At 27.5% G+C, this 14,247-nt stretch carries 13 protein-coding genes; all 13 read left to right on the top strand.

The features are described from left to right. The first annotated feature begins 31 nt into the window (after nucleotides 1–31). The 13 genes from ACXGQT_RS01625 to ACXGQT_RS01565 all read left to right on the top strand — a co-directional run bounded on the left by ACXGQT_RS01625 (nucleotide 32) and on the right by ACXGQT_RS01565 (nucleotide 14,130). Nucleotides 32–571: a hypothetical protein gene (locus ACXGQT_RS01625; protein WP_457829679.1), complete on the top strand. Its 540-nt coding sequence runs from the start codon at nucleotides 32–34 to the stop codon at nucleotides 569–571. 225 nt (nucleotides 572–796) lie between these two features. Continuing rightward, entirely contained in the window at nucleotides 797–991 is a 195-nt protein-coding gene (locus tag ACXGQT_RS01620; protein ID WP_457829576.1) for a hypothetical protein, read from the top strand. Beyond that, entirely contained in the window at nucleotides 991–1,353 is a 363-nt protein-coding gene (locus tag ACXGQT_RS01615; protein WP_457829575.1) for a hypothetical protein, read from the top strand. Before ACXGQT_RS01620 ends, ACXGQT_RS01615 begins: the two co-directional genes overlap by 1 nt. A 2,108-nt stretch (nucleotides 1,354–3,461) precedes the next feature. Next, nucleotides 3,462–4,400: a hypothetical protein gene (locus ACXGQT_RS01610; RefSeq protein ID WP_457829678.1), complete on the top strand. Its 939-nt coding sequence runs from the start codon at nucleotides 3,462–3,464 to the stop codon at nucleotides 4,398–4,400. Between the two features lie 235 nt (nucleotides 4,401–4,635). Next, the gene (locus tag ACXGQT_RS01605) at nucleotides 4,636–5,439 is read left to right on the top strand and encodes a hypothetical protein (protein WP_457829677.1); all 804 of its coding nucleotides are present in this window, start codon (nucleotides 4,636–4,638) and stop codon (nucleotides 5,437–5,439) included. A gap of 824 nt (nucleotides 5,440–6,263) precedes the next feature. Next, nucleotides 6,264–6,740, top strand: a complete 477-nt coding sequence (locus tag ACXGQT_RS01600; protein ID WP_457829676.1) for a hypothetical protein — start codon at nucleotides 6,264–6,266, stop codon at nucleotides 6,738–6,740. Between the two features lie 438 nt (nucleotides 6,741–7,178). After that, complete coding sequence (locus ACXGQT_RS01595; protein WP_457829675.1) at nucleotides 7,179–7,478, top strand: hypothetical protein; 300 nt, start codon at nucleotides 7,179–7,181, stop codon at nucleotides 7,476–7,478. Continuing rightward, nucleotides 7,471–8,388 (top strand): hypothetical protein, encoded by a 918-nt coding sequence (locus ACXGQT_RS01590; protein ID WP_457829674.1) that lies wholly within the window; start codon nucleotides 7,471–7,473, stop codon nucleotides 8,386–8,388. Before ACXGQT_RS01595 ends, ACXGQT_RS01590 begins: the two co-directional genes overlap by 8 nt. Beyond that, nucleotides 8,385–8,906, top strand: a complete 522-nt coding sequence (locus ACXGQT_RS01585) for a hypothetical protein (protein WP_303419242.1) — start codon at nucleotides 8,385–8,387, stop codon at nucleotides 8,904–8,906. Before ACXGQT_RS01590 ends, ACXGQT_RS01585 begins: the two co-directional genes overlap by 4 nt. A 219-nt stretch (nucleotides 8,907–9,125) precedes the next feature. Further along, on the top strand, nucleotides 9,126–10,088 hold the full coding sequence (locus ACXGQT_RS01580; RefSeq protein ID WP_457829673.1) for a toxin-antitoxin system YwqK family antitoxin: 963 nt from the start codon (nucleotides 9,126–9,128) through the stop codon (nucleotides 10,086–10,088). A gap of 253 nt (nucleotides 10,089–10,341) precedes the next feature. Next, a complete protein-coding gene (locus ACXGQT_RS01575; RefSeq protein ID WP_457829672.1) occupies nucleotides 10,342–10,920 on the top strand; it encodes a hypothetical protein in 579 nt (192 codons plus the stop codon). Nucleotides 10,921–11,389: 469 nt separating this feature from the next. Next, nucleotides 11,390–11,737, top strand: coding sequence for a hypothetical protein (locus tag ACXGQT_RS01570; protein WP_457829671.1), 348 nt, complete (start codon nucleotides 11,390–11,392; stop codon nucleotides 11,735–11,737). A 221-nt stretch (nucleotides 11,738–11,958) separates the two neighbouring features. Next, nucleotides 11,959–14,130, top strand: a complete 2,172-nt coding sequence (locus ACXGQT_RS01565) for a hypothetical protein (protein ID WP_457829670.1) — start codon at nucleotides 11,959–11,961, stop codon at nucleotides 14,128–14,130. Nucleotides 14,131–14,247: the final 117 nt, after the last annotated feature.

The following is a 14,247-nucleotide window of genomic DNA, read 5'->3' as shown; positions in this document are numbered from 1 at the left end:
AAACCGTTGCCTAAAACCTGAATTTAGTCTAATGCAAATAAGAGAAATTGATAACGAAATTTCAAAACAAATTTCCCTTTTAAAGAATGAAATTAAAGATTTAAAATTTAAAAATATTGACTTTGAATTCCTGCTTTCTGAAAGTAAAGAAGAGTATGTAGCTGAAAAATTAAATTATCCTGGTATCTATTTAATTGAAATATTTTTTGATAAAGAAAAAATAACATTCGAAAATTGGGTAGAAAATTTCACTTGTAAATGGCAAGACAAAACATTTTTCAATAGACCACAAATTCGAAAAAAAAGTATTCAAAATATTAAGCAAAATGGTAATTGGATACCTTTTTACATTGGAAAATCGAAAACAATTGGAAAGAGAGTCAATGAGCATCTTTTTATGAAAAACGAAAAAAGAACTTATGCTTTAAAATTATTTGATAAGGACTTCTTAAAAAATGAAAAATTCAGAATAAGTACTATCAAAATCAAAGTTGAAAATTATGATCAAATCCTTCCATATATTGAAAGTCAAATGAGGGAAAAACTTAATCCGATAATAGGAAAACAATAATGGATTGAAAAGGCATTAGGCAACACCGGCTAAACTTCATGCGGGTTTTGTGTAAACTTCAAAGTTTTGTGTATATTTACTAAGTCGCCAAATCTTGTTGATTTGGCTTTGTGAAATCAAAGAAACAAATCCAAACAAAAAGCTTCGGCTTAGTACGTGTTCGAAAATCTGGCCGATTTTCAACCCCGCACAAAGCCTAGCCAAAACCGTTGGCAATAATATAAAATGACACTCGAAAAAATATATGAAAAAGCAAATGGAATAATTGGCATTGAAGCAATGACAGTTAATGAAAGACTTTATGTTTCAGGTTTAATTGACACATTTGATAAAGTCAAAAAAGATGATAAGGAATTAGCAAAAATCATTTTAAAAGCACTTAAAGTAGACACAAAGTCAATCGAAAAAATTGTCACATAATGAAATATAGTATTCCCGATAAAAGAGAATTAACTAAACATGAAATTGAATTTCTAACTTATCTATTTGAAAAAGAAAAATCAGAATGGAGAAGTATAATTCCAAACCTGAAAGTTATTGCGAGATGTGGTTGCGAAAATTGTCCAACAATAATGTTTGGAAAATCATTTGATTCTGAAATTCAAAGAGGTGAATTAATGATCGATTATGTTGGGAAAAGTAAAAACGAAAAACTAATCGGAATTATGATTTTCGGAACTAATGAAATGCCTAAAGAATTAGAGTTTTATTCAATAGATGGAGAAACTGATTTTATTGAATTACCCAAAATTGAAACATTAAAACCTACAGAATACCAATAAATACTATTGCCAACACCGGCTAAACTTCATGCGGGTTTTGTTCAAACTTCAAAGTTTTGTGTATATTTACTAAGTCGCCAAATCTTGTTGATTTGGCTTTGTGAAAACCAAAGAAACAAATCCAAACAAAAAGCTTCGGCTTAGTACGTGTTCGAAAATCTTGTCGATTTTCAATCCCGCACAAAGCCTAGCCAAAACCGTTAACTTAAACAATCCTTGAAATTTCTGTCGAAATTTACGCGGATGTTTAAATTGAACGGTATTCTTTAGTTTGAAAACAGTGCTGACTCAAAAAAATTCAAAACGAAACTTATCTTTTTGAGCTGAAAAAAGCCTTTTGTTTGCGTAAAAAATGAATTGGAAAAACTTCAGTAATTGATAATTTTTCTCAAGCCGATAATGATTTGTAAACTGGTATTGCGTGTTGAAGTGTACGTGAAAATCATATAAATATTTCTTTGCTATTTATTTGAAAAAATATCTAATGAAACGAAAATTTGTTTCACTAAGTTACGTGCTGAAATGTACGCTAAAATCACTTCGTTGATAATTTGTCTTTAATCGATGAATATTTACATACAAAACGTTGAAACTATCGTAGCAATGCGATTTTGAAGTCGTTGCGGGTATTTTGGAAACTTCTTCTCTTCTAGTGAATTTTTCAGTTTGAAAAATTGCATAAGTTAACAACAGCTAAAAAACATAGCTAAGTTTCTGCTTTCTCAATGTCTGTGTTTTATTTATTTTGTGTAGTTTTAGTCTGAAAATTAATTGCTAGTCAACTCGCTACGTTTCCTAGCTAAAACCGTTAACTTTAATGGTATAAAAATTCTTTGAAAAAGTTTATGAATCAGCTGGTTCAGTAGCAATAAGAATCATTTTTATTCTTTGATAAATTTCTTTAGAAACTGACTTTAAACTTTCATAGCTTGGAAGCTCAGTAGCTTTCTGTAAATTTCATTTCATATTAATGTTTTCATAATCGATAATTATTCGTTTTTTATTCTTTTAAAGTAGCACTGCTCAACTTTCCGTTTAATTAAAGAATATTACTATCATTAAATAAGCTTTAAAAAGGCTGATAATGAAATATTAAAGTTTGAGAATTTATGAAACTAAAAAAATTATCATTGAAAACTAAAATCATTGAAAAAATTAAAGAATAAGGAAATTTTAAAACTTGAAAAAACTAAATATTTTTTCATCTAAAACAAAAATTAAAATCATCGAAAAGCAAAAAAAGTAGCTGTGTAAAAATCTCTATTCTTTGAAAAATATTATAAAATAATCAACTCAAAGTTAACAACGGCTAAACTTAATGCGGGCTTCTGTCCTACTCCAAAGTTTTATGTATATTTACTGGGTCGCCAAATCTTGTTGATTTGGCTTTGTGAAATCAAAAGAAACAAAACCAAACAAAAAGCTTCGGCTTAGTACGTAATCGAAAATCTTGTCGATTTTCTTCCCGCACAAAGCCTAGCCAAAACCGTTAGTTTAAACAACCACGAAAATTTCTGGTCGAAATTTACGCAGTCATTTAAATCGAACGGTAATCATAAGTTTGAAACCAATGCTGACTCAAAAAAAATCAAAACGAAACTGATCTTTATCAGCTGAAAAAAAAACTTTGTTTGCGTAAAAAATGAATTAGGGAAAATCCAGTAATTGATAATTTTTCCCTAACCGATAATGATTTGAAAACTTGTGTTTCGTGTTGAAGTGTACGTAAAAATTAAACAATATTTTCTTTTCTAATTATTTGAAAAACACTTGTAGAAAATGAAGAATTTTATAGAATTACGTGCTGAAATGTACGCTAAAATCGCTTCGTTGATAATTTGTCTTTATCCGATGAATATTTACAAGCAAAACGTTGAAATTATCGTAGCAATGCGATTTTGAAGTCGTTGCGGATAATTGGGAAACTTATTTTCTCCTAATGAACTTTTAAATGTGAAATAGTTGCATAAACTAACAACAGCTAAAAAACATAGCTTTTTTGTGAGTGACTAAAGTTGGTTTTCTATTTATTTTGTGTAGTTTTAGTCTGAAAATTAATCGGCTAGTTTACTCGCTACGTTTCCTAGCTAAAACCGTTGTAGTTAATTATGATGAAAAATGATGGGAAATATTTTGAACAACTTGTTGCTATAATAGAAAAATCTCTTGACAAAGATGCTACTATTGAAACCGATGTTCAAATGCCAATCCTTAACTCTATAAAAGGATTTACTACACAATGTGACATTGTAATAAAAAAAGGAAAAAAACCTAGAATTACAACCACAATAATTGAAGTACAAGATAGAAAAACTAAAGTAAAACCGAATGATTTAAGGGGATGGGAACAAAAATTAGATGATATAGGAGCTCAACATTTAATATGTGTTTCTAGACAAAAATTCCCTGAAAGCACTAAAGAAAAAGCATTATTATCAGGAAATAAAATTAGTCTAATTAATCTTTCAGATACTGATGTTGAGAAAATACCATTGAATTTTTTTAAATATTCTTTTACTTCACGAGATTTTAAAATTATAAAATCTAGTTTTATTAAATTATATACTCCTGATAATTCAAGCATTCAAAAAGAATTGAACGATTTTGTAACCAATCAAAAATTTAAAATCAACGACAAAATTTTTTATTGTAAAACCTCAGGAAATATAAGTTATTATGATATTGCTTATGAGGCTGTTAAAGAAAATATAAATATTCAAAATAAAAAAAAGACATTAATAAAAAAATACATTGAAGATGGTTTGAAAATATATTTAAATGGAAAGTTTATCCCTATTGGTTTAAATACTGAATTCACTTATAGTAACATTACTAAAAGTACCCCTGCATACCTAATGTCTTATGAAGAAAATGAATTTGGTGTTTTAGCTTGGTTATTAAAATCTAAATATAAAATTGGAAATGATTTTGTGGATATTAGTATTCCTGTAATACCTTCAGGAAATGGATATAAAATCGAAAATATGGCTATTAATACTAAAGGAACTACCTCATTTGATATTGGGTTAAATGTGATAAAAAACTAACTACAACACCGGCTAAACTTCATGCGGGTTTTGTGTTTACTTCAAAGTTTTGTGTATATTTACTAAGTCGCCAAATCTTGTTGATTTGGCTTCGTAAAATCAAAAGAAACAAATCCAAACAAAAAGCTTCGGCTTAGTTGCGTGTTCGAAAATCTTGTCGATTTTCTTCCCGCACAAAGCCTAGCCAAAACCGTTGTGCGTTATTTGAGAAAAATCCGTAAATAAGTAGAAATTAATGGCAAAATATCAATTACCAGCTTTAAAAAACGAAAGTGAATTTGAAGAATTTATCTGTGATTTATTTAATGAAATTGAAAATACCGAATCATATAGAAATTCTGAATTTCAGCTTTTCGGAACGAAAGGTCAGAATCAAAAAGGGATTGATATTTTTTCTTTAAAAACCAAGAATGTAATCCAATGTAAACTGAAAAGTTTAAGACGAAAAGATGATTTATTGAGAAAGGAATTAATCGCAGATATTGACTCGGATTTAACAAAAATAGAAAACTTGAATTTTGAATTTGAGCGTTTAATTTTTACATCTACTTTTAGAGATGATTCAAAAATACAAGAATACGTTTCTGAATTAAGCGAAAAGAGTGATTTTGATATTTATTATTGGGGTTGGGATACAATTTCCAAATACGCAGAAGAAAGTGAACTCATTTTAAAGAAATATTTTCCGAAATTATTCAAAAAACCAAAAACGAAAAAAAATGAATTTCCCGAAAATGCACTTGGAAAGGACTTGTTAAAAAAAAATTATGCAACTTATTTAATTAGACGTTATGGAGATTGGAAACAAATAGAATTATCAAGAAAAAACGAAAAATTTAATTGGGGAAGTTTCAATAAGCATATTATGAATAAATATAAAGCATCTGGAATAAATTACATTCACGTAAATCATTTCGAAAATTTGTGTGATTATTTAAAAAGCAGAATTGACAAAACTATTATGGGAAAAACCAGAATAAGTAAAGGTCATAGAAATTACTCAACGTTTACAGAACATACAGAAGGAATATTGGAATAAAACAACGCACAACACCGGCTAAACTTCATGCGGGTTTTGTGCTTACTTCAAAGTTTTGTGTATATTTACTAAGTCGCCAAATCTTGTTGATTTGGCTTTGTGAAATCAAAGAAACAAAACCAAACAAAAAGCTTCGGCTTAGTACGTGTTCGAAAATCTTTCCGATTTTCTTCCCGCACAAAGCCTAGCCAAAACCGTTAGTTTAAACAACCACGAAAATTTCTGGTCGAAATTTACGCAGTTATTTAAATCGAACGGTAATCATAAGTTTGAAACCAGTGCTGACTCAAAAAAAATCAAAACGAAACTGATCTTTATCAGCTGAAAAAAAACTTGGTTTGCGTAAAAATTGAATTGGGGAAAATCCAGTAATTGATAATTTTTCCCTAACCGATAATGATTTGAAAACTTGTGTTTCGTGTTGATGTGTACGTGAAAATCATATAAAGATTTCTTTGTTGTTTATTTGAAAATCCCTCTAGAAAATGAAGAATTTTATAGAGTTACGTGCTGAAATGTACGCTAAAATCACTTCGTTGATAATTTGTCTTTAACCGATAAATATCTACAAGCAAAACGTTGAAATTATCGTAGCAACTCAAGATGAAAATCGTTGCGGATAATTGGGAAACTTATTTTCTCCTAATGTACTTTTAAATATGAAATAGTTGCATAAACTAACAACAGCTAAAAAACATAGCTTTTTTGTGAGTGACTAAAGTTGGTTTTCTGTTTATTTTGTGTAGTTTTAGTCTGAAAATTAATCGGCTAGTTTACTCGCTACGTTTCCTTGCTAAAACCGTTGGGTGTAATTAAAAACTGAAATGGGAACACTAATTTTAATATTTACTTTTTTAATCATATTTCCATTTGTATTCTTAATTACATTTTTAATGAAAGAATATGGATTTAACAAAAGGTATTCCCAAAAAAGCAACTGGAAAATTCTACTTTATATTATAGGAATATCATTAATTTTCCCTATTTATATTTCTTTAATAACAATTTACCCACCTGACTCTGAATTAATTTCAGACTTTGAAAAAAGTACGAATATTTCATTACCAACAACAGTTAAAATAATTTCGAAAAAAGATTCCCCTGGTTTTAATGATTCTGCTAGAACTTTTACTCTTGAATTTGAAACTTTATTTGAATACAATGCTCTAAAAACAAAATTCAATAATAATTACGGAACGAAAATACATTCATCATCCTATACTTTAAAAAAGAAATACAGTATTTTGTATATTGAATTTAATGACGAAAATAAAACTGTAACCTTTGAGTCTTTTGAATAATTGAAAAAACTACACCCAACACCGGCTAAACTTCATGCGGGTTTGGTGCTAACTTCAAAGTTTTGTGTATATTTACTAAGTCACCAAATCTTGTTGATTTGGCTTAGTTAAAACCAAAAGAAACAAATCCAAACAAAAAGCTTCGGCTTAGTACGTGTTCGAAAATCTGGCCGATTTTCAATCCCGCACAAAGCCTAGCCAAAACCGTTGTACTCAAGCTGAAAAAATATTATGTTGGAAAGTTTACTATTCATTTTTTTAATTTTTATTGGTGGAATATTTTTGCTAATCTCTCTGATTGTATTGTTATTTGGAATATTTAAGAAATCTCAAAAAATAAAAAAAATTGCATTCGGAGTTGGAACAGTTCCAATAATGTGTTTTTGTTTAATTGAATTTTGGTATTTAATCGCTGTTCCATCTTTTAATAAAAGTGAAATGGAGGAATTTTCTGGAACTTATGAAATTCAAACTATTGAAAAAGGGAAAGAAAAAACTAACTCTGAATTGAATTTATTTGAGGACGGAACTTATAAATTTAATGGAAAAGAAAATGTTGGAATTGCAAAAAGCGGAACTTGGAAAACAGGAGGAATTGATGGACTATTTGAATTTTATGACGAGAATGGAAATTTAATTGAACATGCCTCACAATTTGGAGGAAATGGAAACGAAAAAATTATATTTCATCTTTACGACTCGAATGAAATTAGATTTATAAAAATGAGGAATGACTAAAAGCCTAAGTACAACACCGGCTAAACTTCATGCGGGTTTTGTGCTTACTTCAAAGTTTTGTGTATATTTACTAAGTCGCCAAATTTTGTTGATTTGGCTTTGTGAAATCAAAGAAACAAAACCAAACAAAAAGCTTCGGCTTAGTCCGTGTTCGAAAATTTTGTCGATTTTCAAGCCCGCACAAAGCCTAGCCAAAACCGTTGTACTGCATTTAAGAAAAAAATCGGAAAATTTAAAAAAATATATGTTTAAAGCCATCCAAGAATTAATTAACAATCCACTTATTGCATTTATAGGAGTTATTCTTTTATGGGGCCTATTTTATATTCTTTTTTTGAGAGTATTCAAATTGAAAGAAATAACTTGGATTCGATTAGAGTTTAGTTGGATTTTCGTTGGAGTATTTGGATTATTGTTTTTAGTAGCGGAAAATAGAAAAAACAGAAGTACAAATGAATTAGAGCTATACAGTAATTATGTGAAGTTTAATTTGTCTGACTTAAACATTTATTCTGAAATTCCAAATCATTGTTTAAAATATAATAATAGTGGAGTTTTACCTCAAAATGAATTTGAAATAAGACAAGCTGAACAAGACTCAGTTTGTAGCTGGATGAAGAGAATTCATCAAATTACATCGAAATCCATTGCAAACGACTATAATTCATTGCCAGATTTACCAGTTCTAAACATTACAAATTATCAGACTTCGTCAGATTACGAATATGTTTTAGTTTATTTCAATCGAATAAATGAATTAACTAAAAAAAGAGATGAATTAAGAAAAATAGTGAATGACACATTTTGGGAAGGCTATAAATATACTTTTGGTATTCTATTCTTAATTATTGCTTTTGCTATTAGATTGACATTAGTTAGTAAAAAAATTATGGACAAAAAAACGAAATGAATCAAACCTTAATTATAGCTATCTTATCACCAATTCTGTTAACAGTAGGCGGAATTATTTCATGGATTATTAAATCTAAAAAAGAAGACGTCCTTAATTCAGAGGCTAAGTCAAGAGAGTTTAAGATAGAAACTTATAAGATATTATTAGAACCCTTTATTGCAACAATGACTTTTACCTTATCAGAAAAAGTTAAACAAAGAGAAATAAATAAGCTTACAACATTGGAATATAAGAAGGCTGTATTTGATTTGACAACATTCGGGTCTGATAAAGCGATACAGATATTTAATAAAATAATGCAAACCTTTTTTCATTCAGACATTTATAAAGATGAGAATGGAGAATACACTTCTGATTATGGAAACAGATTGATTGCATTACTCAGCGAATTATTGTTGCAAATTAGAAAAGACTTATATACTAAAAAGACAAAGTTAAAACGTTCTGAAATGCTTGAATTTATGATTACAGATATGGAGCAAACGAAAGAAATTATTAACGAAATGAAGTTATAAAAACGCAGTACAACACCGGCTAAACTTCATGCGGGTTTTGTGCTAACTTCAAAGTTTTGTGTATATTTACTAGGTCGCCAAATCTTGTTGATTTGGCTTTGTGAAACCAAAAGAAACAAATCCAAACAAAAAGCTTCGGCTTAGTCCGTGTTCGAAAATCTTATCGATTTTCTTCCCGCACAAAGCCTAGCCAAACACGTTGCAAACAATATTAAAAAAATGAAAAAGAAATTCTTATTAAGTTTAACTATTTTGTTAAGTTTAAAAACAATAGCTCAAAAAACAGTAAAATATGAACACTGTGATTGTATTGAGAAAATTAATTATTTAGATTCAGATTCAAGTATAAAAAATGGTGATTACGAATTAATTTGCAACGGAAAAACTATAGAAAAAGGAAAATATAGTAATAATGAAAAAGATGGAAATTGGATAATTAAAACTGAAAAAGGAATTGTAGTAAGTGATATAAACTATACAAATGGAAAACTAGATGGATCTTACAAATTATTCTATTTCAAAGGTGAATCCAAGTTATCCGCTAACTTCTCAAATAATTTGCAAATTGGAGAATGGAAATATTATTCAGATAAAGGAAAGGTTATTAAAGAAGGTTCTTTTGACAGCGGAAAACCAATTGGAATCTGGAGAAATTATAAAAAGAAAAAAATCGATAGAGAATATGATTTTGATAAAAATGAATTTCTCATTAATAAAGAAATAAAAACAAAAAAAAGCTACTTACCTCAAGATGATGAGACTGGTGAATATATTATAATTTATTATCCTGAAAGAGACGTAAAGACAAATTATCAACCTTTAGAAGGATATAAAAAAGCTAACCAATTATTTATAGATTTAATTAATGTTCCTGTAACTTTAATGAACACTTATACAAAATATGACTATAATGTAAATGTGAATTTACATGATGGTATTTTCTCAATTAAGTCAATAACTTTAGAGAATAACATAAATTATAACTCGAGTAAACCGAGCTTTCCATATATAGCAAATACAAATTATCCGAAAAACTTAAAAAGAATATCACATACTGAATTATTACATTCAAAAATGCAGGAGAGAATTTTCGAAACTTTAATGGTTCTAGGACCTTGGGTAAATTCTAAAGATATAGATTTTGAAATTCATGTGCCCTTTGTATTGAATGAAATAAAATAAATACAGTTTGCAACACCGTATAAAATTAATGTGGGTTTTTATGGTTTTTCCAAAGTTATAGTTTATTTATAAAGTCCGCTTAAACTTATTTATCTATTTTTAGGTCGACAAGATAAAAACATAAAATAAGTATAAGCTCAGTGGCTCGGCTGACAAAACTAAGTTTGTCTACCTCCCACACTAATCTTATACAAAAACGTTAGCTGTAATTTTGAATGCAGCACAGAAAAGAGAATAGAATTTAATAATAATTATGAAAATATATATTTTAATCATATTGACTTTATTATTCTCATGTAACCAAAAAAAGTATGAAAAAAATTGTAATGCAGAAACATATATTGAAACTAAAAAAAATGAAAATTTCACAACTAAACTTGAATTCATTAAAATTGAAGGAAATGAACATTTAAATGCTCAATGGATATACAATACCAGAAATAATCTTATCGGAGAATCTTTTGGAGTTGAAATACTAAATAAAAAAGATACAATTTCTATCAAAGATTCAAATATTGTTCAATTTTCAATACATCCCTATTTTAGAGACTCTAGTTATGTTTATCTACTTATTCCTAAAAAAATAAGTCAATTAGATTGTAATTATACCGGATACTCTGATATTGATTATGATACTATTAAAAACACAAATGAAAAAGGATTAAATAATGAAAAATTTTCGAATCTAACTGTACTATTGAAAGTGTATTTTAAATCAAAAGGTAAAATATTTACTAGAGGAATTATTAATGAAGTGCGTTCAAAAAAAATAAATGGTTCTAATGAAATTTATCAATATTTTATAGAATTGAAACATGAAGTAACTGATTAAAAAAAACAGCTAACACTGGCTAAACTTCATGCGGGTTTTATGCTTACTTCAAAGTTTTGTGTATATTTACTAAGTCGCCAAATCTTGTTGATTTGGCTTAGTTAAAACCAAAGAAACAAAACCAAACAAAAAGCTTCGGCTTAGTACGTGTCCGAAAATCTTGGCGATTTTCAATCCCGCACAAAGCCTAGCCAAAACCGTTGCCATTAATTTCGAAAAATTGAAAAAAATTCTTGAATATAAATATCCTATATTATTTTTAACAATTATTCTATTAATATTTAGTAGTGTATACTATTATCCATTTTTTCTAAAAAGAACTGTAAAAACCGAAAGTGTTATTATAGATTTTAAAGAAGACTACGCCTTGAATTTTAAATATCCAGTAACTGCGTGGAATTATCAATATATTTTTAAAACAAAAAATAAATATGTTGTTGACAGAGCTGTTTGTAAAAAAACTAAAACAATGTTTCGAGGAAAAAAACTTGAAATTAAATATGCGAAATCAAACCCTCTTTTAAACGAAACAACAAAATATTTCAATAAAAATGGAAAAGAATATTTCCGAAAATTCTCTTCATCTAATCACAAAAACTATTCTGAAATTGAATTAATTGAAGGTTATTTTATTATGAAAATCTTTGAACGCTACAATGTAATTAAAGAAAAAAAATATGGAGAATATGAAAAGAACGGAGATACTATCTTTGTTTTCTTTAATCCTGACAAAAAGAAAATTAAAGCGAAATATTTATTGACAAAGAATAGTTTAATTGAACTAGAAACATTAAGAAAGTTTGAATTAAAAAACTAATGGCAACACCGGCTAAAATTAATGCGGGCTTGAGTTTTAACTTCAATGTTTTGTGTATATTTACTAAGTCGCCAAATCTTGTTGATTTTGCTTAGTTTAACTAAAAAGTACAAAACCAAACAAAAAGCTTCGGCTTAGTGCATGCTCGAAAATCCGCTGATTTTCTCCCCGCACTAATCCTAGCCAAAACCGTTGGCATACATGTCTTAAAAAATCATAAATTGAAACTTGAAAAGAAAATACTTGAAACAATAAACATTGATGATTTAATATTTAATATTAAGTCAAATAATATAATTCCTCCATCTAGCAAAGAAAAAAAAGAAATTCAAAAACAAACTGTATACTTTGTTAATAACAATAAATTTATTGCTTCATTAAACTATTTATTAATAGCTATCGTGTATGATTATAAAAATACATTTATTACAATAAAAAGAAAAGGTATTTTTCGTTATTCAAACTATATTGGAAGAAAAAACATAATTAGTGCTTTAAATGTTAAATTATTAAAAATTAATAAAGAACTTAATTTTTTAAAAGAAACTGAAAAGATTTATATTGAATCCGTTATAAACTTATGTAATTTAACTTATACATATAGAAATTTACATTTAGTTCTACATAAATTGATAAAAAAATTCAGAAAAAATTATAAAAAAGAATCTATAATAAAAACATTATTAGCATATTCCGAATACCTATTTCTTTCAAATCATATTCCAGAAACAAAGGCTAATCCATTATTAATTTCTAATAGATCTAAAGAAGAAATTATATCTGCAGTCTCATATTTAATTCATATAATAACCGATACATACGAAATAAAATCTGAAGAAAAGTTATTCATATCCGATAAATATATTATAACTCAAGAAATTGATAAGATAATTATCTTCACTTGTAATATAATAGACTTTAAAGAATTTGAAATATTAATTGAACATTTTAACTATAAATGCACTTTTCACAACGAAAAAATCAAATTATCCCCTCCTTCCATAGACTTTGCAAAATCTATTGATTTTGGTTATATTAAGTATCAGATTCAGGGAATAAATGATACTATCCAGATTAAAAATGATATAGAGAATATTGAACTCACATCATTATATAGCATAATTAGTGAAATTATTAATGACAAAAAACTTGCCGTTCTAAAAAAAATAAATAATAGTACTAATAATAGATATCGATTAGAAATTCCGGAACCGCTAATCCATTATTTAAATGAAAAAATATTTAAAAGAAACGAATTATTTCAAGAAGAAATAATCCAGCTTTCTAAAGCTTTTAAAGAACAAATGTTAACACTTGATTTTCTGAAATCAACTAAAATAAAGGACGATTTAACTATCTTAGAGTATATAAAAATTAAAAGAGTTTTCTATTTTTTATCATCTTTATTTCCAAAACAAATTTATAAATTGGAAAAAGAGGCGTGTACTCCAGCACTACTTAATTCCATAATTCCTATTTTTAAAGAAGAGGCTATTTTTTCGTTATTAGAAAAATTGACATCTAATAAAAATATTGAGTCTTTTATAGATATTTTATATTGGGAACAAGGCGTAGAAACAATTTATGACATGCAATATCATCCGTTTTTGTATATCAATAATCACTTTATGATACCTCTTTCAATTTTTGCACATTCAAATACATATCGTAATTTATATGCTTCAGAATACAAAAGAAATAATCAACAACTAGCTTCAGATGGTCAAATAGATTTACTAGTTCAAAAATTACATGAAACATTTGAAAGCTCAAATATTTCATGTTATTCCGAAACAAAAATACCCAATAGTGATATTGATCTTTTTGTTATTTATGACAATGTATTATTTATTTTTGAATGTAAGCAATCACTTCACCCAACTAATATATATGATTTAAGAACAACTTATGATTATATTAAAAAAGCAGAAAAACAATTAGATAATGTTGTCGAATTATTTAATAATAACAAATTAATTAATTTGTTAGAAAGGAAACATTCCATTGATTTAAAAGAAATCAAAACTCTTATACCTGTAATAATTACAAGTAATAGACTTTTTAATGGTAATTCTTTTAAATACCCTATTAGATATATCAGTGAAGTTGCAAACTATATCAAAACAGGAGTTATAAGAACAGAAAAAGAAGAATTTTCTTTATGGAAAAACACAAAAATTTCAATTGATGATTTACTTGAATATTTCAGCATTACTAGTGATTTAGTAAAATTCCAATATGAATCTTTATCTTCAAAAACTATAGAATATAAATTATCTCAACCTCCAATATTAATTGACAAATACTTTTTAAACTTTGAATATTCACGAATAAAACTCAATGAATATACATCAAAACTTAATAAAAAAACACGTAATGCCAACACCGGCTAAACTTCATGCGGGTTTTGTGCTTACTTCAAAGTTTTGTGTATATTTACTAGGTCGCCAAATCTTGTTGATTTGGCTTTGTTTAACCACAAAAAACAAATCCAAACAAAAAGCTTCGGC

It is taken from the genome of Wenyingzhuangia sp. IMCC45467, assembly GCF_054111205.1.
This window is presented reverse-complemented; position numbering and strand designations above follow the sequence as displayed.